The sequence below is a fragment of the Microbacterium sp. ProA8 genome (assembly GCF_039905635.1).
In the GTDB taxonomy this organism is placed as follows: Bacteria; Actinomycetota; Actinomycetes; order Actinomycetales; family Microbacteriaceae; genus Microbacterium; species Microbacterium chionoecetis.
Map to the genome: position 1 here is coordinate 381941 of NZ_CP157000.1, position 24030 is coordinate 405970.

Sequence of the window (24030 nt, forward strand, 5' to 3'; positions counted from 1 at the left end):
GTTGGGAAGATCGCCGAATGACAGACCTGCGAGCGGTGGTCGTCGTCGCCACCTACCGGCGACCCGACCACGTGCGCACGTGCCTGGAGCATCTCGCCGCCCAGACCCTGACGCCGGCACGGACGATCGTCGTGGACGCCTCGCCCGACGAGCTGACGCGGTCGGTGGTCGCCGACTTCGATGGGGTCGAGTACCGGCGCAACGACCACGGCGCCGGGACGCTCGCGACGTCGCGCGCGATCGGCATCGAGGGCGTCGATGCCGACATCGTGGCCTTCATCGACGATGACGCGTACGCCTTCCCGGAATGGCTCGAGGAGCTCCTCCGCCCCTACGACGACCCGACGGTCGGAGCCGTCGGCGGGCGCGCCCTCAACGGGCAGCCCGACGAGGCAGAGCAGGGCATCGGCCAGATCGGGCTCCTGCTGCCGGACGGCCGGCTGACCGGCTACTTCGCCGCGGACCCCGGCCGGGTGGTCGACACGGATCACATGCTGGGCGCGAACATGTCCTACCGGCTGGACCTTGCACGCAAGGTCGGCGGTGTGCACGACTTCTATCCCGGAACATGCCTGCGCGAGGACGCCGACATGCCGCTGCGGCTGGGTCGGGCCGGGTGGCGGGTCGTGTTCGCACCTCGCGCGGTCGTCCGGCACGTCGCCGGCCAGTACGCCAAGGGCGTGCGCTTCGACTCGCGCTACCGGTACTACGGCGCCCGCAACCACGTGGTGCTGCTGGCCACGACACTCGGCTTCCGCGCCCCCGTCTTCCGCCGTTACCTCGGCACCGCGCTGCGCGCCGCCGGCCGCGACCTGCGGAGCGCCGCGACGGCGCTGAAACGGTCGGGCTGGCGCGCGAAGCTCAAGGGTGCCGGCGGAGGGTGTCGCCGCGCTGCGATCGGGATAGGCGGCACCGTCGCAGGTCTCGTGGCGAGCGTGCGCGCGGTGCGCGCCCAGGCGCGGGCGTCGTGAAGATCCACGCGTACGTGCTCGCCGGCGACCCCGCATGGATCGGCGAGGGCATCGGCTCCTTCTACCGGCTCGTCGACCGGATCGTCGTCTCGTACGACGCGGACGGCCTGTCGTGGTCGGGGCATCCCCTCTCCACCGCGGAATCGCTGTCGCGCATCGCCGCCGCCGACCCGGACGGCAAAGTCGTCCTGCGTCCTGGCCGCTTCAGCGACCCCGGGCTCATGGCGATGTGGGCCGAGACCGCACAACGGCAGGATGCGCTGGATGCCGCGTCCGAGGGCGCCGACTGGGTGCTGCAGCTCGACACCGACGAGGTGGTCACCGATCCGGGCGCGTTCCTCGCCGCGATCGAGAGCGCCGACGCGCGTGCCGCGTCGGCGCTGGAGTATCCCTCGCGCGTGCTTTACGCGCGCTCCCGATCGGGGCGCTTCCTGGAGACGTGCGGTCGATTCTGGTCGACGCAGTCGAGCTATCCCGGCCCCGTCGCAGTGCGGTCCGGGACCGCGCTGAGCCACGCGCGCCAGGCGGCGGGGGTCCCGGTGTACCGCGTGGACGTGGCGCCGTGGAACACCGATCCTGCGCGACGCGCGACCACGCCCGTCCACCGCGTGATCGGCCGAGAGCAGGCGATCCTGCACTTGAGCTGGGTGCGGACCGAGGCCCAGATGGCTGAGAAGCGCACCGTCTCGGGCCATGCGCGCGACCGCGACTGGGACGGCGAGCTGGGTCGCTGGCGGTGGCGGATGAGGCATCCGTTCCTCACCGCCGCGACCGCACCGCTCGCGCGCAAGCCGTTCGAACGGTACCGGGTGTCGTCGCTGCCGGCGTTTGCGCGCCTCGACCCGTAGCCGTCAGTTCAGTTCGCCGAGCGAGACCAGCCGGGCGAACTCGGCGCTGGCGTCGCGGACCTCGGTGAACGTGCCGGTGGCTTCGATGCGGCCGTCCTTGAGGAACACGAGGGTGTCGGCGCCGCGGACGGTGGAGAGCCGGTGGGCGACGATCAGGATCGTCATGCTGCCCTGGAGGCCTCGGAGGGTCTCGGCGATCTCGTACTCGGTGGCGTTGTCCAGCGCCGAGGTCGCCTCGTCGAGCACCAGCACCCGCGGGTGGCGGTAGAGCGCGCGCGCGAGTCCGAGGCGCTGTCGCTGTCCGCCCGACAGGCGCACGCCGCGCTCGCCCACGACGGTATCGAGGCCGTCGGGCAGGGTCTGGACGAGCTCGCCGAGCTGCGACATGCGGATCACCTCCGCGACGCGGTGGTGGTCCACGCGCTCGGGCGGCACGCCGAAGGCGATGTTGGAGCGGAGCGTGTCGTTCACCAGGAAGACGTCCTGCGGCACGACGCCGAGACCCGCGTACCACGCGGCGCGGTCGGCGAAGATCGAGCGCCCGCCGCACTCGATGGTGCCCGAGGTCGGGTCCTGCAGGGCGAGCACGAGGTCCAGCAGCGTGCTCTTGCCGGCGCCGCTGGAGCCGACGAAGGCGGTGGTCGCGTTCTCGCGGATCTTCAGCGACAGGTCGGTGAGGACATCGGTGGCGGAATCCGCATAGCGGAAGGAGAGGTTTCGCAGCTCGATGTCGCCGCGGTAGGGCGTGTCGTCGATCGGCGTCTCGACGTGCGCACCGCGCTGGTCGAGCTCGGCCGTGGAGTTCAGCACGATCTCGAGGCCGATGCGACCGGTGCGCATCGTGGCGAGGTTCGCGCTCACGCGGTTGAGAGTGGGAAGCGCGCGGAGGGCGGCGGCTCCGAAGACGCCGAGCACCGTCAGGGCGTTGTTCGGGGAGCCGGTGGCGAACAGGATGATCGAGATGCCGCCGATCATCAGCACGAAGCCGATCTCGAGCACATAGCGAGGCGCCTCGCCGAGGATGCCCATCGTCCGACTGGCGTTCGCTCCGCGCAGGCGCGCCTGGTAGAAGCCATCGACGAACCGTTCGGAGCTCGAGGTGAGCCGTGCCTCGCGGAACCCGTCCAGTCCCGGCATCAAGTACTGCCACGCCTGGAGCGCGGCTTCACTCGTCACCTCCCCGAGCTGCGACTGGCGTTTGCGGAAGAGACGCTGCAGCCCCAGGACGAATCCGCCGAAGATGACGACCGTGAGGATGGTCACCACGGGCGCCGTCACCGCCAGCACGGCGGTGATGGCGATGAGCATCATCACATCCGTGCACATGCTGATCGTGGCGAGCAGCACGCCCGTCGACTGTGCCGTGCTAGTGGAGATGTTGCGGTACACCTCGCTGAGGCGCCGGGTGCGGTGGTCGGCGTACGGTGCGAGCACGTAGCGCCGGAACATCCCGCGGGCGAGCGTGGCGGAGACCCGCGTGGTGCGTCCCAGCAGCCACCAGCGGAACAGGAGCGCAGCGACGCTCTTTCCGATGAACAGCACCGCCACTGCGCCTGCGACCAGTGGAATGAGTTCCTGCGGTGTCGATCGCCCTGTGGCCTCTGAGATCCAACCGAGCACGCCGGAGTCGGTCTCGACGCCGGCGATGAGCTGTGTGAGTGGGATCATGGCGGCGATGCCGAGGCTGTCGAGGACGGCGAGAACGACAGACGCGCCGACCGTGGATGCCACCCATCCGGAGGGGCGCGCGTCGGCGAGCACAAGCAGTGCGCGCAACTGTGACACCAGCCGGGTAGGAGGCTCGGGGGCTGACATGGCGAACCTTCCGCCTGCGCGCTCGGATCGCAGGCCCCCGCATCCTATCCGGGCGCACTGGGCGCGGGCCCGGCCCTGCGCGGCGTGGGTCCGGTGTATTTAGCCTCATGACCTGGTGCTGGGGTGTGCCTGGAGAGGATGATGCGATACGATCCAGCCATCGCCTTCCGCGCGGAGACGGGGTTTGTTCGGCGCCGGAAGCGATAAGCCTGGTGCTGGGGAAGCCCAGGGCCTCGCCGTGAATAGGGGAGATCGACGTCGGGATCCGGCGACACCAGCTCTGGGAGGGACTGGGAAACATGGACGAACTTGAACCGCAGAAGTCCGGCGTCAGCCGTCGGACTGTGACCAAGGCGATGGCGTGGGCGGTTCCCGTCATCGCCATCGCCGCACCAGCCCCGGCGTTCGCCCTCTCGGGTGAACCGCCTTCCGTCTGTGCGGGAGAGCCTTACAAGGTTCCTGGCGAGAGCGGATGCAAGGCGTTCTCAACAGGTGGCACGGTGGTGGACGTCGCAAAGGGATTCGGATTCCCCCTGCAGGTTACGAACGACACCGACCAGCCCATCTATATCGATGAGGACATCGTGGTGACGATTCTCTACAACGAGGGAGGGGTTCCAGTCCTCAAGACTTTTCCCGTCGTATCGTCGTTTCCGTCGTTGCCGGCGGTGCTGGAGCCGGGTGAAACGGTCACCATCTTCACTTACTTCAACGAGGAGAACAGCGGCGGCTTCACCGGCCGAGTCCGCATCGTGGTTCCCTGGGGCCACCCGCCGGCACCCGATCCCAGCAACCACCCCCCCGTGGTCTTGGAGTTCTGTGTCACCGCGAACCAGTGGCATCCGATTACGTCTGACCAATGTCGGCCGGTGACCGACCTGATTGCCGGCGGCTGCAGCTCGGACGCGCCTCCGCCTGTCGGTGCATGCAGAGGAGAGGACTAAGCGGTCTCCGTCGTCCCGCAGCGGCGCGACCAGCGGGCCGCACACATCCACAGGCGTCAGGGAAGCATCCCAGGCGCCTGTGGCGTGTGCCCGTTCGCAAACACCGCGCGAACGGCTACCCAGGTCACCAGGGCTGGGCGCTGCGCCTCGCGTAGCATAGGCGCGTGCCGGGTCGCCACGTCATCCACGCCATCACGCCCGGCGACCACTTCTCGCCGCTGACCGGCTCCGCGATCCCGACGGTCGTCCACGGCCTCTCCGGCGCGGCGGCCCGGGCGGGCGCCCCGCGAGCACGGGTCGTCGTCGACCGCTCGACGTGGCAGCCGCGCTACGACAGCGCCGACGTCATCGAGTACACCGGAGTTCGCGGACCGGACCGCAAGGCACGGTACGCCGACGCGCTCCGCGGCCGCATCGGGATGACGCGCTCCGCGATCGCGGACTATTACCGGCCGATCGCGGATGCGGTGCGCGCACAGCCGCCGTCGATCGTCATCGCACACAACGCCCCGATCCTGGTGCGGCTTCTGCGCGACACCCCGCACCGGGTGGTGCTCTATGCGCACAACGACCTCCTCCGTACCTACTCGCGCGCCGAGGCCGGGCGGATGCTGCGTTCGGCGGCGGGGATCGTGTGCGTGAGCGAATCCCTCGCCGCCCGTACCCGCGACCGCCTGCCCGAGGGATTGCGCGGGAAGGTTCATGTGGTCGGCAACGGCGTCGACACCGCGCAGTTCACCCCGGGAGCGGGCCGACAGCCCGGCCCGACGCGGATCATGTTCATGGGGCGCGTGATCCCCGACAAGGGCGCCGACGTGCTGTTGCAGGCGGTGTCGCAGCTGGACGGCGCCGACGTCGCCGTCGAGATCGTGGGGCGACCCGGCTTCGCCGCTGACGCGCCGCTCAGCGATCACGAGCGGCAGCTGCGCGAGCTCGCGGAGCAGACTGCAGTCCCGGTCCGGTTCCAGACGTTCGTGCCGCGCGCGGAGCTGCCCGCCCTCTTGCGCACCGCGGACGTGTTCGTCGTGCCGTCGCGCTGGCCCGATCCCTCGCCGCTCACGGTCGGCGAGGCGCTCGCCACCGGTCTCCCGGTCGTCGCGAGTCGGATCGGCGGCATTCCCGAGGCCGTCGGGGATGCCGGCGTCCTGGTCCCCCCGGACGATTCGGTCGCGCTCGCCGAGGCGCTCGGCGGACTGCTCGACGACCCGGCTCGCCGCACGGCGCTCGGCGCCGCGGCCCGGGCGCGCGCGGAGGCGCGCGACTGGTCCTGGTCGTGGCGGCAGCTCACCGCGGTCCTCGACGGCATCTGACGGGGACGCCGCTCGCGAGTTCAGTCAGGGCGCATCCGCTCGATGACGGCGCGCATCGCGATGGCGCGGTCGTTCCAGTCGGGCGACGGGCCATCCGCGCCGTCCGGGAAGCGGCTCCACGAGGGCAGAAGCGAAGTGACGACGGTCGGGAACGCGGACGCCTCCGCCAGGCGGACACGCGGGTCGGCGGCATCCCGGAAACCCGCCACCGGCGTCGCCACCACTGGACGGCCGACCGCCGCGTACTCGTACAGCTTGATGGGATCCAGGCTGTCGGTGAATGAGTCGACCACGTGGGGAACCAGCAGCACATCGGCGTGCTGCAGATAGGCGATCACGTCGTCTCGGCGGCGGGCCCCGAGCACCACGACGCCGCCGGCACGCAACCGCGCCGTGTCGACGGCTTCCAACGCATCGGGCCCGACCAGCACGACGCTTCCGCGCCCCGCGAGCGCCCGGGCGGTCGCGATGCAGAGGTCGACATCGAGCCGGTCGCGGTGCAGCGTGCCGGCGTAGACGGCGGCGACGGCGGCGAGGTCGGCCGGCCTCGGCTTCGCCGACCGGTACGCCGCGACGTCGACGGCGTTCGGGATCAGCTCGATGTCCGCCCTGACGGGCGTCTTGCGGCGAACGAGCTCGTGCGAGCAGGCGACGACGGCGGCTGCATTGTCCAGCAGCCATTCCTCGCCGCGACGGAGGCGATCGAGCTCTGCCGGCGGCCGGTCGGCGGCGAGCCAGTCGTCGGTGATGTCGTAAAGGGTCGGCCAATGGGCGGACCGGGCGACGTCTGCGGCACGCGGATCGTTGAGCCAGAGCAGCGGCCTCGTCATCGTCGCCTTCTCGGCGGCCCTTCGCACCGCGTGGGCGAGGCGGCGATCCGCGCGCCGGTCGAGGCGACGGGGCAGCAGCTTCATCGGGCGGAAGCGGAGCAGCCGGCCGTCGAATCCGGCCGCGACCGGTCGGAACCCGCGGGCGGGCCGCCGCTTCGACGCGAGGTCGTGCAGCGGATCGGCGGCGGGTTCGACGAACAGCACCCGCAGCTGCGGGTCGCGCTCCAGCAGACGCGAGAGGAGGTGCTGGTTGCGGCGCCACACCTCGTCCCACGCCTCGAGCGACACCACCACCAGGTCGGTCATGACTCGCCCCGAGCCGATGGCGGCGTCGAGGCGTCGACGGCGCCATCGGCCTCGTCCGCGACGTTGGCACCGGTGCGTCGGAGACGCCGGGCTTCGATCGCCCGCCGGTACGCCGCCTCCGTCGCTTCGAGCTGCGAGGCGATCGAGAACTGCGCCCGCTGGCGCTCGCGACCCGCGGCTCCGAGGGCGACGCGCCCGGGGTCGTCGTCGGCGAGCGCCCGCAGGGACCGCGCAGCGTCGTCGACGTCGTCGGCGCGGAACAAGGCGCGCGGATCGAGCCCGCCGAGGATCTCGGAATGGCCGCCGGCATCGGCCGCGAGGGTGGGGAGCCCTGTCGCCATCGCCTCCAGCAGCGAAAGGCCGAGGCCCTCCACCGGACATGGCGCAATGAAGAGACCTGCCCGGGCATACAACTGAGCGATGTCGTCGCGGAACCCCAACAGGTCGACCGCATCGGCGATGCCGAAGGAGGTCGCATCCGCTTCGAGCAGCGGCAGCTCGGGGCCGGCGCCGGCGATCTGCAGCCGCCAGCCAGCTTCGGCCAAGCCGGATGCGGCGAAGGCAGCGAGCCCGATACGGGTGCGTTTCTCCGGCTGAAGCCGCTGCGCCATCAGGACCGTCCGCGACCGCCTCGCGGGCTCTGGCGCGTCGGCGTCGGCGACACCCGAATACACGACGGTGGACGGGATGCCGATCGAACGTGCCACGGCGCGGCTGATCGCGATCTCGGCGTCGATCCTGCGCTCGATCGCCGGATACACCGACCGCGGCGCCCTGCTCCCGCGGGGGCGGGTGAAGTGCCGTGTCGCCACGAGTGCGGCGTCGAGGCCGAGGAGTGCCGGCGCGGCGGCGGCATCCGCGGCGGTCATATGCGTCGCGACCACGTCCGCCAGACGCGCGGCACGCCGAATGAGGAGGGTGTCCCTGATGCCGCTCCCCGACGCTGCGAAGCCGACGTTCGCCGCCTGCAGCGCGGGCTCCATCCGCGCAGGGTCGCCCCCGATCACGGCGACCCGGTGGCCGGCGCCCGCCTGGGCGATCGCGAGGCGCCGCACGAACTGCTCGACGCCCGCGAAGCTGCGTGTGCGCACGACGTGGAGGATCTGGAGCGGATCGGCGGTCATCGCGGATGCCGTATGCGCTCGTCGTGGATGTCGGTCAGCAGCGCCGCGTACTTCTCTGCCGTCGAGCGCCAGCCGTGATCGACGGCGCTGGCGCGGGCGTTCACGGCCAGCGTGTTCGCATCTGCCTCGACGAGTTCCTGCAGCCGCAGGGCGATTTCGGCCGGGTCGGGTTCGACGAGGAAGCCGTTCCGGCCGTTCTCGATGATCTCGGGTGCGAATCCGACAGCCGTCGCGACGACAGGCAGCCCCGCCGCAAGCGCCTCGAGGATGACGAGGGCGTTGGCCTCGTAGGCGCTCGGAAGGAGAAAGACGTCGGATGCGGCCATCATGACCGGGATGTCAGACCGAGTGCCCGCGAACAAGACGCGAGGAGCGACGCCCAGTCGCTCTGCGCGACTCCGCGCTTCGTCAACCGATTCGGCATCTCCCCCCACGACGAGAAGCAAGAAGGATTCCGCACGCACCAGCGCCGCGATCGCCACCGCGACTCCCTTTCGCGTGAGGTCGTGACCGACGAGGATGGCGACACGATCATCCTCGTCCAGCTGGAACGCCGCCCTGGCTGCGCGTCGTTCGCCTGGTGTAGGCGGGTGGAACCTCTCCAGATCGACGCCGTTGGGGATGGTGACGACTCGGGGTTCCACCGGCCCGTAGACGCGACGGAGGGCGGCAGCTTCGGCGTCGGAGAGGACGACGATCGCCCGGTGCACATTCGAGCGGAATCTCGTTCGCTCCCGAAAGTACGTGAAGAAGCGCACCGGATTGACCAGCAAGGATCCCACGCCCCGGGCCCGCGTGCGCACCGCGATCGTCTCGACTCCGTGCGACACGAAGACGTCGCCGGCGAGCGCTTCGCTATGACAGAGGGAAACGGCGTCGGGACGGCTCGCCAGGAAGTCCCTCGCCGCCCTCGTGCCACGGAGGCTGAAGGTGAGCACGCGCTGCGCTCGCGCGATGCGCCGGCCGAGCCGACTCCGGGGGGTGCGGCGCCTTCGCGCGCCTCGGATGTCGCGATAGCCGAAACGCTCCACGGTGTGACCGAGCGCCACGAACTGGCGCTCGAGGTTCCATGCCACCCCGGCCACTCCGGTCCCCGGCCCGACGAAGGGCACGATCTGGACGATGTGAACCACGCTTCACTGTATCGACGGCGTCCAGGCCAAGCGACAGCATTCCACGCGTGGACGGTAGTCTCGCAACGGGCTGATTCGAAGGGGAATCGCATGGGGGATGAGACGCTGCTGGGGCACATCTATCCGGACGAGAGTCAGGCGACCAGGGGGTTGCGGTCGGCGGAGCTGCAATGGCGCGGCTCGCGCTCGGCGCTCTGGTTCCGCGAGCTCGACGGTCGGGCGCTCGACGGCCGGCTGGCGGACGTGTACGTGCTCGGCTCCCTGCTGCTCTGGATGGCGCGCGGTGACGCGGTCCACGTGCACGGAGCAGTCAGCCGGACCCTGTTGAGCAACCTCGACGAGTGGCAGGCCGCGATGCACTCGCTGCTGCCCGACCGGTACTCGCCGGTCACCTTCACCGTCGACGAGGTGGTCGAGGGAGAACCCTCCCGCTCCACGCGCGCCATCGCCGCGTTCTCGGGCGGCCTCGACTCCACGTGCACGGTCATCCGCCACGCACGAGGCCTGGCGGGGTGGCGCACCGAGTCCCTGGGCGCCCTGCTGCTGGTGCACGGCTTCGACATCGCCCTGGACCGCGCATCGGAGTTCGACGGCGCCCGCGAGCGAGCGGGCCGCGCGGGGGACGAGATGGGGCTCGAGCTGCGCAGCCTAGCGACCAACCTCCGAGACCTAGGCCAGGACTGGGAACTCGTCCATGGCCTGGCGCTGGCGGCAGCGCTGCAGCTTCATGCGCCCGAGTTCGGCGTGGGGCTGATCGGCAGCAGCGCGCCGTATTTCCGCATCGAGCTGCCGTGGGGCTCCAATCCCGTCACCGATCCGCTCCTGTCGTCCGGAACGATGCGGATCCGACACGACGGGGCCGCGCTCAGCCGCACCGCCAAGGTGCGGATCGTCGCGACCGAACCCGAGCTCCTGGCACTGCTGCGGGTGTGCTGGCAGGGCGAGCGGCTGTCGGGCAACTGCGGGCGCTGCGAGAAGTGCGTGCGGACGTATTGGGCGCTGCACATCGCCGGGGTCACGGAGCCCGCCTGCTTCGATGAGCCGGTCACCGTGCCGCCGTCGCGGGTGCGGATGCCGACGCGCGCCGTGCGGTACTGGCGCGAGATGCTGCCTCTCGCCAAGGAGGCAGGCGACGACGAGGCGGTCCAGTACATCGTCGCGCTGCTGCGCCACCAGCGCGTGCGGGGCGCGCTACGGCGCGTCGGCCCGCTGCGTGCGGCCGCCGTGCGCGTCCGTCGACGTCCGGGCTTCGCGAGGCGGCTCCTCAGCTGACAGGCGTCGCGTCGAGTCCGGCCTCCGCGCGCACGGGGCCGCCCCGGAAGGTCGCGGCGCGTCTCCTCGCCGCCGACGCGCGCTCTCCCCGCAGCAGGACCGACCGCACCGCCGCCCCGAGCCACACCGCGGCGCGGGCTGCCTGCCATCCTGCGGCGCCGTAGTGCTTGCGGTAGAACCGCTCCTGCGAGGCGAAGAAGTGAGCCTCCCGGCGGCGGGGATCGGTGCTGGTCGCGGCGCCCTCGTGCAGGGCGCGTGCTTCCTCGACCACCGCATGGCGCCATCCGAGCAGGTGTGCCCGATAGGCCCAGTCGGTCTCCTCCGCGTAGAGGAAGAAGCGCTCATCGAACTCGCCGACCTGATCCAGCGCCTCGGCGCGGAGCAGCAGCACCGAGCCGATCACGTAGCGCGCCCCGCACTGCCAACGCCCGAGCCCGACGGCCTCGAGCCAGGCGTTCCCCGGGCTCGGGAACGGCCACGCCACCCGTGCGGGGCGCCCACCGTCGTCGGTCTGCACGGGTGCGACCGACGCGAGGCCTGGGTCGGCGGCCAACGCGTCGTGGAGCACGGCGATGGCGTCCGCCGAGATGACGGCATCCGGATTCAGCAGCAGCACATCGGCGCCGGGAACGAGCCGATCCCGGAGGGCGACGTTCACTCCGGCCGCGAAACCGCCGTTGCGGCCGGGGTCGAGGTAGCGCACTCCCAGCGCCTCACACAGGGCGGCGATCTCGGGCAGTGACGAGTTGTCGACGACGGTGACCGGGAGCCCTCGCACCGGCTCGAGGGCCCGGCGCAGCAGGTCCGGTGCGCCGAACGCCACCACGACGATCTCGAGCGGTCGGCGCTCGGCGGGCCGCATCCCGTCCCCGTCGGCACTGGCCACGGCCGCACGCGGCATGGCCGCGGCCTCCCCGGCCGGCGCAGGCTCATCGCGGCTGGTGACGCTGCGATAGAGGTCCGAGTACGCGTGGGCGACGGCATCCCAGGAGCACTCGGCCGCCCGCGCCAGCCCAGCCTCGCGAAGCTCGCGAGCGCGGGTGGTCGACGCCTCCACGAGAGCGCGTGCCAGGGCGCCCGCGTCACCCGCGGGCACCACGAGGCCCGCACCGCCGACGACATCGGGAAGTGCGCCGGCGTCGCTCGAGACGACCGGGATCCCCGACGCCATGGCCTCGACGGCGACGCGGCCGAACTGCTCCGTCCAGCCCGGGCGGGGAACGGACGGCACGGCGAGGACGTGGAGGGTCGTGTAGAACGCCGGCACCGCGTCGGGATCGATCGGGCCCACGAGGTCGACGCGGTCGGCCAGACCGCGGGCCGCCGCTGCGGCGCGGAGCTCCGCGGCCAGAGGGCCGGCGCCCGCGATCCGGAGCCGCAGTCGGGGCTCGAGCGCGGCGGCGTCGAGGAGGGTCTGCAGCCCCTTCTCGGCGACGAGTCGGCCGAGGAACCCGACGACGATGGTGTCGCGGTGCTCGGGCGCCTCGGGCTGCGGAGCGTACCTGCCGAGGTCGACGCCGAGGGGGATCACCCGGGCGCGACCCGGGAACCCCTTGTTCTCCGCGATGCGCGCGGCCTCGGTGTTGCAGGCCGAGACGCCGCTCGCGCGGCGCAGTGCATGCCGCTCGAACCAGCGGAAAGGCGGCGGGTAGCGCTTGTGCAGATTCTGGGCCGTGTAGAGCACCACCGGCGCCCGATTGCGCCGCAGGCGGCGCAGCAGCAGCACTTCCGCCGTCGCGAGGGCGAAGGGCTCCTCGTGCACATCGATCACGTCGTAGGTGCCTCCCAGCACCCGCCAGAGGGGGCGCGGGTCGTAGACGAAGAGGGCAGGATGCCGCCCCCATGTGTCCACGGCGACCGCCTGCTCGCCCGCGTCGAGCGTCAGGTCGGTCTCGGCGCCGCCCGCATGCCAGCGGCGAGCGCTGAGGAGGTCGATGTGAAGGCCGCGGGCACGCAGGCCCCGCTCCCGGCCGCGCCAGTCGGCGACGGCCGCGCTGTGCGAGATCCGCAAGACGCGCACGGAAGGCCTCCTAGTATGCTTGCCCAGGCAACCCTATGTCCGGATGGATCTGGAGAGGGATAGGGAGGTGCGTGATTGGCTGACGACTTCGTCGTGCTGGCGATCTGCGCGGGCAACCTCCATCGTTCGGCTTTGGCCGAAGTACTGCTGCGACGCTGGGCGGCGTGGTATCTGCCCCCGTCCCTCGCTGCGCAGGTGCGCACCCGGAGCGCCGGGCTGATCGCCCCCGTCGGCACTCCGATGGGCGAGCGGGTGCAGCAGATCGCCGCCGCGCTGGGTGCGGACGGCTCGGCCCATGCCGCCACGCGCCTCACGGACGCCCACATCAGGGACGCCGACCTGGTGCTGACGGCATCGCGGCGCGTGCGCGAAGTCGTGCTGCAGCGGCAGCCTTCGGCGGTGCGACGCACCTTCACGATCCGGGAGGCGGGGCGGATCGCGGCATCCCTTGATCCGGTCGATGCCACCACCGTGCAGGACCTGCGCGTCGCCGTGGACCGGATGGCCGATCACCGCTCACCCGGCGACGACGACATCATCGACCCCGAGGGGCGCGGCGACGAGGCGTATGCCGCGCTCGTCGTTCAGGAGGTGCCCGCACTCGTGCGGCTGGCGACGATGCTCTACGGGATGCCGGGGGGCGACGTGGCACGCTACCTCGACGTCGTGAAGACCGGGGACGGACTGCCGTTCCCACCGGGCGCGCTGTCCGACGATGCGTCGCCGGCCGCAGCCCCGCCCACCACCGGGCGCCCGGTGTAGTGCGATGGGCATCGACGACGTGCACGTGCCCGCCGTCTCGGGCCCGCGTGGCGGAGGCGACGTGACCGACTCGGTCGCGTCCACCCGAGTGCTCCACCTGGACCACACGGCGGCGGCCGGGGGTGCGGAGCTCGCGCTCGTGCGCATGCTGGCTGTCGAGCCGCCCTGGAACCCTTACATCCTCACTCCGCCCACCGGCGGCGGCGTCTTCGATCGGCTGGACGGCACGGTGCCCCGCGGGACAACCGGCATCCGGCAGCCCGCCGGCGTCTCCTCCGGGGGGCGGGGCGCGACGATCGCGGCGGCATGGCGCCTCTTCGTGCAGGCGGCTGCGACCCGCACGCACCGCGAGTACCGGCAGGCGGGGCTGATCGACGCGAACAGCGCCCGGGCGGCGGCCTACGGCGCGCTGGCTTCGCGCGGCTCTCGTAAACCCTTCGTGGTGCATCTGCGCGACACCGTCGATGCCGTCGCCCTCGGGAACGCCGGCTATGCGCTCATGAGCCGCGTGGTGCTCCCACGGGCGGACGGCGTCGTGGCCAACTCGAGGATGACCTTGGAGACGGCGATGCCGTTCCTCCGATCCGAAGCCGTGACCGCCGTCATCCCGAGTGCCTCCGGATTATGCCCCGTGTCGGCGGATCCCGGGGCGCGTGAGCCGGGTCCGCTGCGGATAGGCATGCTCGCCCGCATCGACCCTTGGAAGGGGCAGGCTCTGCTGATCGAAGCGTTCGCGGCTGCGGCGGCCGACGACGCCGTGCTCGAGATCGCCGGGTCCGCGCCGTTCGGGCATGAGCGACACGCGGATGAGCTGCGCGAACTCGCAGAGCGGCTCGGGGTCGCCGATCGCGTGGTCATGCTCGGCCATGTGGACGACATCGGCACCCTCCTCGTGCGCTGGGACGTCGCGGTGCAGTACTCCACCCGTCCGGAACCGCTCGGGCAGAACGTGCTGCAGTACCTTGCGGCCGGTCGCGCCGTCGTGGTCGCCGACGAAGGGGGGCCCGTGGAGTGGGTGGACGACGGCGTCAACGGTCTGCGAGTCCCTCCGCGTGACACGGTGGCGCTCGCTGACGCCTTGCGCCGGCTCGCGGCGGATCCGGCGCTCCGGCGGCGCCTCGCCACCTCAGCCGCCACGACGCGTGGGCTGCTCACCGACGCCGAGGTGGCGGCCGCGCACGGGCGCTTCTACGCCGACGTCCTGCGCCGTCACTGATCGATGCGAGCTCGGCCCCGCCAGCATCCCGCGCGAGTAGCATCAGCGTGTGATCGCCGCCCTCACTGTCACCCTGCCCTTCATCCTCACGGGGGTCTTCGTGGCCAGTGCTGTGGCGAAACTGCGCACGCCCGACGATCTCGTCGGGTGGGCCGAGCTCGGGGTACCGAAGGCATTGCGCAAGCAATGGCTCCTCCGACTGCATCCGTGGGCCGAGATCGCGCTCGGCGCTGCGCTGTTGCTGCTGGGCGGATGGCTCGGATTGCTCGCAGCGCTCGTCGCAGTGGCGCTGATGGCCGCCTATCTGTGGCTCGTCGTCCGGGCGAAGGGCAAGTCGGACGACGCGTCCTGTGCGTGCTTCGGATCGAAGCGCCGGATCACCCGCGTCACGGTCATCCGCAACGTCTGGCTCCTGGTCCTCGCTGTGGCTGCGGCCGCGGTCATCTGGATGGCTCCCCTGCTGGGTGGTGCGCTCGCCGTCGCGGTCTCGGGATGGTGGATGCCGGTCGTCGGCGCGGCGGCGGCGGCAGTGACGGCGGCGCTTGTGCTGTGGCCCGACGAGCGCCCGACCGCTGCTGCGGCGCCGGTCGTCGAGTCGGCGCCGGACATCGCGGCACCCGGCGACGGCGAGCTGGACTACGTCCGCACGCGCACGCCGGCGGTCCCTGTCGTGCTCGCGGACGGGACGCGCGTCAATCTGCGCGAGCTCACCCGCTCGAAGCCGATCCTCATGCTGGCGGTCTCGGGCACCTGCGGCTCCTGCAGCGTCGTCATCGACAAGGCGCGGGCGTGGCGAACACTGCTCCCCGAGGTCGACGTGCGCCTCCTGTTCACGCATGCGCACGACAACGGTCGCCTGAAGGAGCTCACCGAGCCGCAGTCCCTGCATGACGTGGATCGTCTGGTGAGCCGTTCGATCAAGGACTGGGCCGTGCCCACCGCCGTCCTCTTCGGCATCGACGGCATGCTCGCGGGCGGTCCCGTCACCGGCGTCGGCGACATCGACGACTTCGTCGACGACATCTACGAGAGCCTGAACGGACACCGCCCGGCCTGAGCGCCTCATCCGGGTTCGCCGGCTCGAGGACGACGGAATCCGCATCATCAGATCAGCTTCTTCGGTCGCGGTTCTGTGACGATCGCCCCGACCGTGACACTCTGTGGGTGAGGGTGCCGGCATCTGCGGCATCCAGGCTCAGAAAGGCCCTCGCATATGAACCTGCACACCCGGCTCGCCGCGGGCATCGGCTCGCTGTTCATCGCCACCGCCCTGTTCGCCGCCTGTGCCACTCCCGCCGGCTCCGGCGCGTCGCCCTCGGCATCCGCCACCGCCGAGGGTGACGACGGCGACGAGCAGGAGGTCGGTGCGGCCTGGCTCGACGGTGGCCGTATGGTCGGCATCGTCACGCAGGGCAGCTCCACGTGCGTGCCCACCGCCGAGGAGGCCACCTACGCGAACGGCGTGATGACGGTCTCCCTCGTCGACGCCGAGGGCGACACCGCCTGCACACGCGACCTTGTCCCGCGGGTCTCTCTCGTCGGAACCCCCGAGGGCGTCGACCCCGCGGATGGCGTCGAGATCGAGGTGACCGGCGACGGCTGGCACGGCGACACCGACCTGGACGGCGTTCCCGGTCTCGCCGTCGGCGGTGAAACCGACTACCTGCCGAGCGCCGGCTGGACCGACGTCGACGGCCAGTTCGTGATCCTGTCGTGGGGCTCGTCCACGTGCGCTCCCGTGATCGAGAACACCGAGGCGACGAGCGAGATCGAGGTCACCGTGACCTTCGTGACGCCGTCCGCCAACCAGGTCTGCACGATGGACATGGCGCCGCGCGGCATCCTCGTCCAGGTCGACGGTCTCGAGGACGAGGACGAGGAGACGTTCGCGATCCTCACCGGCGCCGAGTTCGACAACGTCCGCATCCCCATCTACCCCAACTGACACGTGAGATTCCGGATGCCGCGGCCCGCGGCATCCGGAACCGCTCAATCCGCACGTACCAACAGGTCCCCGATCTCGCAGTCGAGGGCCCGGCAGATCGCCGACAGCGTCGAGTAGCGGATGGCACGCGCGCGGTCGTTCTTCAGGATGGAGAGGTTCACGACCGAGACGCCGACGAGCTCCGACAGGCGGGTGAGGGTCATGCCGCGCTCGGCCAGGAGCTCGTCGAGCCGGCAGTGCACCCCCGACGGGCCCTCGTCCTCGGCGGGACTCATACGAGCCCGTCCGTGTCGCGCTGCAGGCGGATGCCTCGGCGGAACGCGAGCGCGATGAGGCCGAGCACCACCGCGGCGATCCAGATCGGGATGAACGACGCGGTGATCGCCCAGGAATTCGGCAGGAATTCGCCGAGGCCTGCGGCGGCGAGGACGCCGTTGCGTCCGAACGTGTCGAGGAAGTAGACGGCCAGCGCCCCGCCGAACATCGTCCAGCCCGCGGCGTCGAGCAGGCGCGGATTGGCCGGGTCGAAGAATCGTCCCCTGAGGAACCGCAGCGCCAGCGTCCCGAAGAGCGCGATCACCACGAGCCACGCGACCGCGCTCACGATGATCGATGCGCCGAGCGACACCGTAGAGACCACGTTGACACCCGTGGCCATCACGTCGCCTTCTGTCACGCGCACCGTCGTCACCGGCAAGCCTTCCGCCGGTGCGAAGTCGGCCGGCACGCCGGCGAACGGCACGCCGACCGAGACGCCCCCGCCGGTGAACGTCTCGAGCCACCGGAACACCGAGGTGACCACGACGATCACCGCGACCACGCCGGCGACCACGAGGGTGGAGAGGATGTCGTTGCGCTCCTTGGTCGTCGTCTCGGGCATCAGACCAGTCCTTCGGTCTCGCGCTGCAGGCGCGCGCCGATCGCGAATGCCCCGGCGACGAGCGCCAGCGCGAAACCCCATCCGACAGGCGCGAGATCGAGCTCCATGACGAAGGTCCCGAAGACGTCGACGACCTGCGGCGACGTCACGGCCAGATCGTCCACGAGGAACGCCCGGCCGAAAGCGCCGAGCACCTGACCGAGCACTCCGCCGACGACGACGAGGACGGCGACCACGCCGATCGCGGTCGACATCGCGCGGCGGAAGGGGCGTGCCCGCATGAGGGAGACGCCCAGCCACCAGGCGACGATGCAGACGCCGATCGTCGCCAGTGCCGGCAGCGCCAACTCCAGCCAGAGCATCCAGCCGACGGCAGCGGGAAGCCCCGTGAACGTCACGTCGGCCGACGCGAAGGCCGCCGCCGAGATCTCCGGAACGCCGGCGAGATCGGGCACCTCACCCCCGGTCACCAGCATCCGGACCGTCGGTGCGCTGCCGAAGATCTCGACGCCGCCGCGGACGACGGCCACCAGAGCCGCCACGGCGACGCTGATCGCACCGGTCGCGATGAGCCCCAGGGCGAACCCCTCGCCCCGGGACACGTGCAGACGTGAAGTCGAAGTCATGGGGAGCTCCTTTCGTATCGATAAACGTTGTTATCGAAGAACGATATGCCCATCGGATGCCGCCGGTCAAGGCATCCGTCGATCCCGTGGTGTCCCTTCCCACGCATTCCGCGCCCGCTCACCGACGCAAATGCGGCGCGCTATGCCCACGGCGAACACGGGTATGCGGCATCCACCCTCTGGTTACCCTCGATGTAAGGCGCAGTGGGCTCAGCAGACCCGCATCGCCCAGGAGGAGTGAATGATGTTCGAGAGATTCACGGACCGTGCCCGTCGTGTCGTCGTCCTCGCCCAAGAAGAGGCGAAGATGCTGAACCACAACTACATCGGCACCGAGCACATCCTGCTCGGTCTCATCCACGAGGGTGAGGGCGTCGCCGCCAAGGCCCTCGAGAGCCTCGGCATCTCGCTCGACGCCGTGCGCGAGCAGGTGCAGGACATCATCGGCCAGGGTCAGCAGCAGCCGACCGGCCACATCCCCTTCACGCCGCGCGCCAAGAAGGTGCTCGAGCTTTCGCTGCGCGAAGCGCTGCAGCTCGGTCACAACTACATCGGCACCGAGCACATCCTCCTCGGCCTCATCCGCGAGGGCGAGGGTGTCGCCGCCCAGGTTCTGGTGAAGCTCGGCGCCGACCTCAACAAGGTCCGCCAGCAGGTCATCCAGCTGCTGTCGGGCTACCAGGGCAAGGAGCCCGCCGGCGTCGCCAGCGGCGCGGGCGAGCAGACTCAGGGCACCACCCAGGGAGGTTCGCAGGTGCTCGATCAGTTCGGCCGCAACCTCACGCAGGCGGCGCGCGACAACAAGCTCGACCCGGTGATCGGGCGCGAGAAGGAGATCGAGCGCGTCATGCAGATCCTGTCGCGCCGCTCCAAGAACAACCCTGTGCTCATCGGCGAGCCCGGCGTCGGAAAGACGGCGGTCGTCGAGGGCCTCGCTCAGGCGATCGTCAAGGGCGACGTGCCCGAGACGCTGAAGGACAAGCAGCTCTACTCGCTCGACCTCGGCTCGCTCATCGCCGGTTCCCGCTACCGCGGTGACTTCGAGGAGCGCCTGAAGAAGGTCACCAAGGAGATCCGCACGCGCGGCGACATCATCGTCTTCATCGACGAGATCCACACCCTCGTGGGTGCGGGCGCCGCCGAGGGTGCGATCGACGCCGCGTCGATCCTCAAGCCGCTCCTCGCCCGTGGCGAGCTCCAGACCATCGGTGCGACCACGCTGGACGAGTACCGCAAGCACTTCGAGAAGGATGCCGCGCTCGAGCGCCGCTTCCAGCCGATCCAGGTCGCCGAGCCGAGCCTGCCCCACGCGATCAACATCCTGAAGGGGCTGCGCGACCGCTACGAGGCGCACCACAAGGTGCAGATCACGGACGGTGCGATCGTCGCGGCGGCGAACCTCGCCGACCGCTACATCTCGGACCGCTTCCTGCCCGACAAGGCGATCGACCTGATCGACGAGGCCGGCGCACGCCTGCGCCTGTCGATCCTGTCGAGCCCGCCCGAGCTGCGCGAGTTCGACGACAAGATCGCCAAGGTCCGTGAAGACAAGGAGCGCGCCTCCGAGGACCAGGACTTCGAGAAGGCCGCGGGCCTCCGCGACGAGGAGAAGTCCCTCCTCGCCGAGCGCCTGCGCCTCGAGAAGCAGTGGCGTTCCGGCGACGTCGCGACCCACGCGGTCGTCGACGAAGGCCTGATCGCCGAAGTCCTCGCCCAGGCCACCGGCATCCCGGTCTTCAAGCTGACCGAGGAGGAGTCGAGCCGACTCGTCTTCATGGAGAAGGCGCTGCACCAGCGCGTCATCGGCCAGGAAGAGGCGATCGCCGCCCTGTCGAAGACCATCCGCCGCCAGCGCGCGGGCCTCAAGGACCCGAAGCGCCCGTCGGGCTCGTTCATCTTCGCCGGGCCCACAGGCGTCGGAAAGACCGAGCTCGCCAAGGCGCTCGCCGAGTTCCTCTTCGACGACGAGGCCGCGCTGATCGCCCTCGACATGTCGGAGTTCGGCGAGAAGCACACGGTCTCGCGCCTGTTCGGTGCCCCTCCCGGGTTCGTCGGCTTCGAAGAGGGCGGGCAGCTCACCGAGAAGGTGCGCCGCAAGCCGTTCTCGGTCGTGCTCTTCGACGAGATCGAGAAGGCCCACCCCGACATCTTCAACTCACTCCTGCAGATCCTCGAAGAGGGTCGCCTGACCGACGGTCAGGGTCGCATGATCGACTTCAAGAACACGGTGATCATCATGACGACGAACCTCGGTTCGTCGGCGATCGCCGGGGGTCCGGTCGGCTTCCAGGTCGAGGGCAACAGCGGTACGACCTACGAGCGGATGAAGGGCAAGGTCAACGAGGAGCTCAAGCGCAACTTCAAGCCCGAGTTCCTCAACCGCGTGGACGACATCATCGTCTTCCCGCAGCTCGACAAGGACGAGCTGCGCCAGATCGTGGGGCTGTTCACCAAGCGCCTCGGCGAGCGCCTGCTCGACCGCGACATGACCATCGAGCTGTCGGATGCCGCGAAGGACAAGCTGATCGAGATCGGCTTCGACCCCGCGCTCGGCGCCCGTCCGCTGCGTCGCGCCATGCAGCGTGAGGTCGAGGACCGCCTGTCGGAGAAGATCCTGCACGGCGAGCTCGACCCGGGCGACCACGTGAAGGTCGACGTCGAGAACGGCGAGTTCTCCTTCGAGCACGGCCCGCGCGGCGAGAAGGTCGCGGTGGGCGTCGTCCACAACGGCGAGATCACCGCCACCCCGGACCTCGCTGCCAACGCGTAACCCTTCGACAACTCAGGGACCGGCAGCGGTTGCCGAGCCCGTCGAAGCACACGAAGAGCGGATGCCGCGGCCCTGTGCCGCGGCATCCGCTCTCCGTCGTTTCAGGCTCGGGTCGTTGCGGCGCGCTCCGCCGCCCCGGTCGTTGAGCGAGCGAGGAACGAGCGAGACGAAACGCCCCGCACGCGGCTCGCGACGTTTCGTCTCGGTCGCTGGCGCTCCCTCGCTCAACGACCGAGGGCGGGCATCTACGCTGGACGGGTGGCAGAGTTCACCGTCAGGCCCGCGCGCACGCGCGATGTTCGCCGCATCCAGGCGCTGCTCGAGCCGTTCGTGCAGCGGCGCATCCTGCTCGGCAAGGATCTCGTCGTCCTGTACGAGGCGACGCAGCAGTTCCTGGTCGCCGAGGATGCCGCGGGCGAGCTGATCGGCTGCGGGGCGCTGCACGTGATGTGGGAGGACCTCGGCGAGATCCGCACGCTCATCGTGGCCGACGGCTGGCTGCATCACGGCGTGGGGCGCGCGATCGTCGAGGCGCTCGAGACGAACGCGCGCACGCTGGGACTGTCGCGCCTGTTCTGCCTCACCTTCGAGGTGGACTTCTTCACCCGACGCGGCTTCGCGCCCATCGGCGAGCAGGTGGTCGACCCCGACGTCTACTCCCAGCTCATCCGCTCGCCCGACGAGGGCATCGCGGAGTTCCTCGACCTGGCGCACGTGAAGCCCAACACCCTCGGCAACACCCGCATGATGAAGCGCCTCTGACTCCGGCCCTCAGGATCGCGGCAAGCGGGGCGCGCCGAACGGCGATCACAGGCGCCGCGGTTAACCTGTGAGCATGACCGGCACCACTCCGCGACGTCGCCACTCCCCGGCGGTCTATCGTCGTCGGCGTCTGGCGCTGCTGCTGCTCGCCCTGCTGGTGATCGCCGGCGTCGTCTGGCTCCTCATCGCGCAGCCGTGGGCCGTCGCCGCGACGGACACGTCCGATGAGACAGAGCCCTCGCAGCAGCAGGACACCGCCGATTCCCTGCCGGTGCCGTCGTCGCAGGCGACGTCGGGGGGAACCGACACCGGGGTCGTCGAGGGCGCGGTGGTCGAGGGTGCGACGCCCACACCGGGCGCCACGCCGACGGCACTGCCGTGCGTCGCCAGCGAGATCAGCGTCGAGGCGGTGACCAGCGCCGACACCTACGCGGGCGATCAGAAGCCGGAGTTCTCGATCACGCTCACCAACAACGGCGCCGACTGCACCCTCAACGTGGGAACCACTGCCCAGTCGTTCACCGTGACCAGCGGCGACGACGTCTGGTGGCGGTCGACCGACTGCCAGAGCGAACCGAGCGACATGATCGTGATGATCGCCGCGGGCCAGACCGTGTCGAGCGCCGCACCCCTCACGTGGGACCGCACGCGCTCGGCCGTCGGCACCTGCGCGGACGGCAACCGCCCCCTCGCCCCGGGCGGCGGCTCCTCGTACCACCTCTCGGTCGAGATCGGCGGCATCGGCTCCACGGAGCCCAAGCAGTTCCTGCTCTACTGACGAACCCCGCTGTCCGATTCGCCCTCGCAACACGACGAAGCGGGGCGGCCCCCAGACCGCCCCGCTCGCCTTCCCCAACCTGAGGGTCTGGCCGAACCCCTAGGACTTGCCGCCGAAGACCTCGGTCTCCATCGCGTCATACCCCTCCTCCTGAGGGTCGCCGTGCGTGCCGCCCGAGAGGGCGTACTCCTCCTCCGGGGAGAGCACCAGGCGGTGACGGAAGTAGACCGCGAAGCCGACGAGGATCACGACGTACACGATGGCGATCGCGACGATCGCCGGCTGGAACGCGGCGTTGAGCAGGAACCCGAGGAAGATGAGCGCCGCGATCACGGCGGCGATGATGGCGCCCGCGACGCCCCACGGGCTCCGGTACGGGCGCCTCGCATTCGGGTACTTCCTGCGGAGGATGACGAACGCGATCATCTGCATGAGGTAGGCCAGCACCGCGCCCCACACCGCGATGTTCAGCACGATCGCGCCGGCGACCGCACCGGCGTTGTCGGGGTCGAGCCTTGCCAGCACGTCGAGCACGACCAGCGCGACGAAGCCGATGAGGGCGCCGACGAGCAGAGCGACCCACGGCGTCTGCTGCTTGCCCGTGAGCGAGAGGAACTTCGGGTAGTAGCCGGCGCGCGACAGCGAGTACATGTTGCGGCCGTAGGCGAACATGATGCCCTGCAGTGATGCCAACAGCCCGATCAGCGCGAACAGCGCGAGCACCGCGGCGAGCTGGTCGCCGACGATCGCTCGGAAGCCGTCGAGCAGGGGCTCCGCGGAGACGCCGGCCGCCTCGGCGCCGATGACGGCGGTGTTGAGGAAGAGCACCAGCAGACCCGTGACGATCAGCGTGCCGCGGGCCCAGAAGCCGGCGCGCGGGATGTCGCGCACGGGGTTGTGGGACTCCTCGGCGGCCAAGGGAAGCTCCTCGATTCCGAGGAAGAACCACATGGCGAACGGCAGGGCGAACAGGATCGGCAGCACGCCGTGAGGCAGGAACTCGTTCCAGCCCGGGTCGGGGGCGATGTTCCAGAGCGAGCTCCAGTCGAGCGCCGACGAGAAGAGGGCCATGACGGAGAAGACCACGAGGATGCCGATGGAGATGATCGAGACGACGATCGCGAACTTGAACGAGATGTTCGCACCTGCGGCGTTGAGCGCGATGAACACGGCGTAGAGGATCACCCACCACACCCACGCGTCCAGCGAGATCCCCAGCAGCTCCGACGTGATGGCGTTGGCGTACGAGGCCGAGAAGAACACGATCACCGCCGTCGTTGCGACGTACTCGATGGTCTCGGCCGCTCCGGTCACCAGGCCGCCCCACGGCCCCATCGCGGATCGCGCGAACGAATACGCGCCGCCGGTGTGCGGCATGGCGGCCGCCATCTCTCCGATCGAGAAGATCATGCCGTAGTACATGACGACGAGGATGGCGAAGGCGATGAGCATGCCGCCGAAGCCGGCGGCATCGATGCCGAAGTTCCATCCCGAGAAGTCGCCGGAGATGACGGCGGCGACGGCGAGGCCCCAGAGGCCCCAGACGCCGGCGGAGCGCTTCAGGGTGCGCTTCTGGAAGTAGTCCTGACCGGCCTGCGTATAGGTCGCTCCTGCGACCTTCGAAGAACGATCGGGTGTGGATGCCGGGGACGCCGGCTTGGGTGCACTGCTCGCTTGGGACATCGGTCCTCCAGGGATTTGCGAAGGGAGGTGCGCTC

The 24030-nt window shown here is 70.4% G+C and carries 21 protein-coding genes; 12 read left to right on the forward strand and 9 right to left on the reverse strand.

Annotation, left to right across the window (positions count from 1 at the left end; translation table 11 throughout):
- Positions 1 to 17 precede the first annotated feature (17 nt).
- Both ABG085_RS01690 and ABG085_RS01695 read left to right on the forward strand, forming a co-directional pair.
- Complete coding sequence (locus tag ABG085_RS01690) at positions 18 to 971, forward strand: glycosyltransferase family 2 protein (protein WP_347977717.1); 954 nt, start codon at positions 18 to 20, stop codon at positions 969 to 971.
- Complete coding sequence (locus tag ABG085_RS01695; RefSeq protein ID WP_347977718.1) at positions 968 to 1819, forward strand: hypothetical protein; 852 nt, start codon at positions 968 to 970, stop codon at positions 1817 to 1819. The genes ABG085_RS01690 and ABG085_RS01695 overlap by 4 nt, the downstream gene beginning before the upstream one ends.
- Before the next feature lie 3 nt (positions 1820 to 1822).
- On the opposite strand, the gene ABG085_RS01700 is transcribed toward ABG085_RS01695, so the two are convergent.
- Entirely contained in the window at positions 1823 to 3634 is a 1812-nt protein-coding gene (locus ABG085_RS01700; RefSeq protein ID WP_347977719.1) for an ABC transporter ATP-binding protein, read from the reverse strand.
- Between the two features lie 299 nt (positions 3635 to 3933).
- Between ABG085_RS01700 and ABG085_RS01705 the strand changes: the two genes are divergently transcribed.
- Positions 3934 to 4578 (forward strand): hypothetical protein, encoded by a 645-nt coding sequence (locus ABG085_RS01705; RefSeq protein WP_347977720.1) that lies wholly within the window; start codon positions 3934 to 3936, stop codon positions 4576 to 4578.
- A gap of 164 nt (positions 4579 to 4742) precedes the next feature.
- Positions 4743 to 5888 (forward strand): glycosyltransferase family 4 protein, encoded by a 1146-nt coding sequence (locus ABG085_RS01710; RefSeq protein ID WP_347977721.1) that lies wholly within the window; start codon positions 4743 to 4745, stop codon positions 5886 to 5888.
- 20 nt (positions 5889 to 5908) lie between these two features.
- Here the strand turns inward: ABG085_RS01710 and ABG085_RS01715 are convergent, their stop codons facing one another.
- Genes ABG085_RS01715 through ABG085_RS01725 form a run of 3 tightly spaced genes read right to left on the reverse strand, consistent with a single transcriptional unit; the run spans position 5909 to position 9281 of the window.
- Entirely contained in the window at positions 5909 to 7024 is a 1116-nt protein-coding gene (locus ABG085_RS01715) for a glycosyltransferase (protein WP_347977722.1), read from the reverse strand.
- The gene (locus ABG085_RS01720; protein WP_347977723.1) at positions 7021 to 8148 is read right to left on the reverse strand and encodes a glycosyltransferase family 4 protein; all 1128 of its coding nucleotides are present in this window, start codon (positions 8146 to 8148) and stop codon (positions 7021 to 7023) included. Before ABG085_RS01720 ends, ABG085_RS01715 begins: the two co-directional genes overlap by 4 nt.
- Complete coding sequence (locus ABG085_RS01725; protein ID WP_347977724.1) at positions 8145 to 9281, reverse strand: glycosyltransferase family 4 protein; 1137 nt, start codon at positions 9279 to 9281, stop codon at positions 8145 to 8147. The genes ABG085_RS01720 and ABG085_RS01725 overlap by 4 nt, the downstream gene beginning before the upstream one ends.
- Positions 9282 to 9371: 90 nt before the next feature.
- On the opposite strand from ABG085_RS01725, the gene ABG085_RS01730 reads away from it, so the two are divergent.
- The gene (locus ABG085_RS01730) at positions 9372 to 10553 is read left to right on the forward strand and encodes a hypothetical protein (RefSeq protein WP_347977725.1); all 1182 of its coding nucleotides are present in this window, start codon (positions 9372 to 9374) and stop codon (positions 10551 to 10553) included.
- On the opposite strand, the gene ABG085_RS01735 is transcribed toward ABG085_RS01730, so the two are convergent.
- Positions 10546 to 12573 (reverse strand): glycosyltransferase, encoded by a 2028-nt coding sequence (locus ABG085_RS01735; RefSeq protein ID WP_347977726.1) that lies wholly within the window; start codon positions 12571 to 12573, stop codon positions 10546 to 10548. The genes ABG085_RS01730 and ABG085_RS01735 overlap by 8 nt on opposite strands.
- A gap of 75 nt (positions 12574 to 12648) precedes the next feature.
- Between ABG085_RS01735 and ABG085_RS01740 the strand changes: the two genes are divergently transcribed.
- From ABG085_RS01740 to ABG085_RS01755, 4 genes are all read left to right on the forward strand, one after another.
- A complete protein-coding gene (locus ABG085_RS01740; RefSeq protein WP_347977727.1) occupies positions 12649 to 13335 on the forward strand; it encodes a hypothetical protein in 687 nt (228 codons plus the stop codon).
- 4 nt (positions 13336 to 13339) lie between these two features.
- Positions 13340 to 14551, forward strand: coding sequence for a glycosyltransferase family 4 protein (locus tag ABG085_RS01745; protein WP_347977728.1), 1212 nt, complete (start codon positions 13340 to 13342; stop codon positions 14549 to 14551).
- 49 nt (positions 14552 to 14600) lie between these two features.
- On the forward strand, positions 14601 to 15608 hold the full coding sequence (locus ABG085_RS01750; RefSeq protein WP_347977729.1) for a MauE/DoxX family redox-associated membrane protein: 1008 nt from the start codon (positions 14601 to 14603) through the stop codon (positions 15606 to 15608).
- A gap of 156 nt (positions 15609 to 15764) precedes the next feature.
- A complete protein-coding gene (locus ABG085_RS01755) occupies positions 15765 to 16496 on the forward strand; it encodes a hypothetical protein (protein WP_347977730.1) in 732 nt (243 codons plus the stop codon).
- A 44-nt stretch (positions 16497 to 16540) separates the two neighbouring features.
- On the opposite strand, the gene ABG085_RS01760 is transcribed toward ABG085_RS01755, so the two are convergent.
- From ABG085_RS01760 to ABG085_RS01770, 3 genes are read right to left on the reverse strand one after another with little or no spacing between them, the layout of a single operon-like run.
- Complete coding sequence (locus ABG085_RS01760) at positions 16541 to 16771, reverse strand: helix-turn-helix transcriptional regulator (RefSeq protein WP_347977731.1); 231 nt, start codon at positions 16769 to 16771, stop codon at positions 16541 to 16543.
- The gene (locus ABG085_RS01765) at positions 16768 to 17376 is read right to left on the reverse strand and encodes a hypothetical protein (RefSeq protein ID WP_347977732.1); all 609 of its coding nucleotides are present in this window, start codon (positions 17374 to 17376) and stop codon (positions 16768 to 16770) included. The genes ABG085_RS01760 and ABG085_RS01765 overlap by 4 nt, the downstream gene beginning before the upstream one ends.
- On the reverse strand, positions 17376 to 18002 hold the full coding sequence (locus ABG085_RS01770) for a hypothetical protein (protein ID WP_347977733.1): 627 nt from the start codon (positions 18000 to 18002) through the stop codon (positions 17376 to 17378). The genes ABG085_RS01765 and ABG085_RS01770 overlap by 1 nt, the downstream gene beginning before the upstream one ends.
- Before the next feature lie 244 nt (positions 18003 to 18246).
- Here ABG085_RS01770 and ABG085_RS01775 point away from each other — a divergent pair, with 244 nt between their 5' ends.
- The 3 genes from ABG085_RS01775 to ABG085_RS01785 all read left to right on the forward strand — a co-directional run bounded on the left by ABG085_RS01775 (position 18247) and on the right by ABG085_RS01785 (position 22312).
- On the forward strand, positions 18247 to 20772 hold the full coding sequence (locus tag ABG085_RS01775) for an ATP-dependent Clp protease ATP-binding subunit (RefSeq protein ID WP_347979258.1): 2526 nt from the start codon (positions 18247 to 18249) through the stop codon (positions 20770 to 20772).
- Positions 20773 to 21030: 258 nt separating this feature from the next.
- Positions 21031 to 21534, forward strand: coding sequence for an amino-acid N-acetyltransferase (locus ABG085_RS01780; protein WP_347977734.1), 504 nt, complete (start codon positions 21031 to 21033; stop codon positions 21532 to 21534).
- 73 nt (positions 21535 to 21607) lie between these two features.
- Complete coding sequence (locus tag ABG085_RS01785; protein ID WP_347977735.1) at positions 21608 to 22312, forward strand: hypothetical protein; 705 nt, start codon at positions 21608 to 21610, stop codon at positions 22310 to 22312.
- A 99-nt stretch (positions 22313 to 22411) separates the two neighbouring features.
- Here the strand turns inward: ABG085_RS01785 and ABG085_RS01790 are convergent, their stop codons facing one another.
- Positions 22412 to 23995 (reverse strand): amino acid permease, encoded by a 1584-nt coding sequence (locus tag ABG085_RS01790; protein ID WP_347977736.1) that lies wholly within the window; start codon positions 23993 to 23995, stop codon positions 22412 to 22414.
- Between the last annotated feature and the right edge of the window lie 35 nt (positions 23996 to 24030).

What these genes read in the sequence shown, in the direction of transcription:
- ABG085_RS01700 (WP_347977719.1), bottom strand. Translation starts at nt 3,634, where the DNA reads ATGTCAGCCCCCGAGCCTCCTACCCGGCTGGTGTCACAGTTGCGCGCA.
- ABG085_RS01790 (WP_347977736.1), bottom strand. Translation starts at nt 23,995, where the DNA reads ATGTCCCAAGCGAGCAGTGCACCCAAGCCGGCGTCCCCGGCATCCACA.
- ABG085_RS01775 (WP_347979258.1), top strand. Translation starts at nt 18,247, where the DNA reads ATGTTCGAGAGATTCACGGACCGTGCCCGTCGTGTCGTCGTCCTCGCC.
- ABG085_RS01690 (WP_347977717.1), top strand. Translation starts at nt 18, where the DNA reads ATGACAGACCTGCGAGCGGTGGTCGTCGTCGCCACCTACCGGCGACCC.
- ABG085_RS01720 (WP_347977723.1), bottom strand. Translation starts at nt 8,148, where the DNA reads ATGACCGCCGATCCGCTCCAGATCCTCCACGTCGTGCGCACACGCAGC.
- ABG085_RS01765 (WP_347977732.1), bottom strand. Translation starts at nt 17,376, where the DNA reads ATGCCCGAGACGACGACCAAGGAGCGCAACGACATCCTCTCCACCCTC.
- ABG085_RS01755 (WP_347977730.1), top strand. Translation starts at nt 15,765, where the DNA reads ATGAACCTGCACACCCGGCTCGCCGCGGGCATCGGCTCGCTGTTCATC.
- ABG085_RS01745 (WP_347977728.1), top strand. Translation starts at nt 13,340, where the DNA reads ATGGGCATCGACGACGTGCACGTGCCCGCCGTCTCGGGCCCGCGTGGC.
- ABG085_RS01760 (WP_347977731.1), bottom strand. Translation starts at nt 16,771, where the DNA reads ATGAGTCCCGCCGAGGACGAGGGCCCGTCGGGGGTGCACTGCCGGCTC.
- ABG085_RS01730 (WP_347977725.1), top strand. Translation starts at nt 9,372, where the DNA reads ATGGGGGATGAGACGCTGCTGGGGCACATCTATCCGGACGAGAGTCAG.
- ABG085_RS01715 (WP_347977722.1), bottom strand. Translation starts at nt 7,024, where the DNA reads ATGACCGACCTGGTGGTGGTGTCGCTCGAGGCGTGGGACGAGGTGTGG.
- ABG085_RS01785 (WP_347977735.1), top strand. Translation starts at nt 21,608, where the DNA reads ATGACCGGCACCACTCCGCGACGTCGCCACTCCCCGGCGGTCTATCGT.
- ABG085_RS01705 (WP_347977720.1), top strand. Translation starts at nt 3,934, where the DNA reads ATGGACGAACTTGAACCGCAGAAGTCCGGCGTCAGCCGTCGGACTGTG.
- ABG085_RS01770 (WP_347977733.1), bottom strand. Translation starts at nt 18,002, where the DNA reads ATGACTTCGACTTCACGTCTGCACGTGTCCCGGGGCGAGGGGTTCGCC.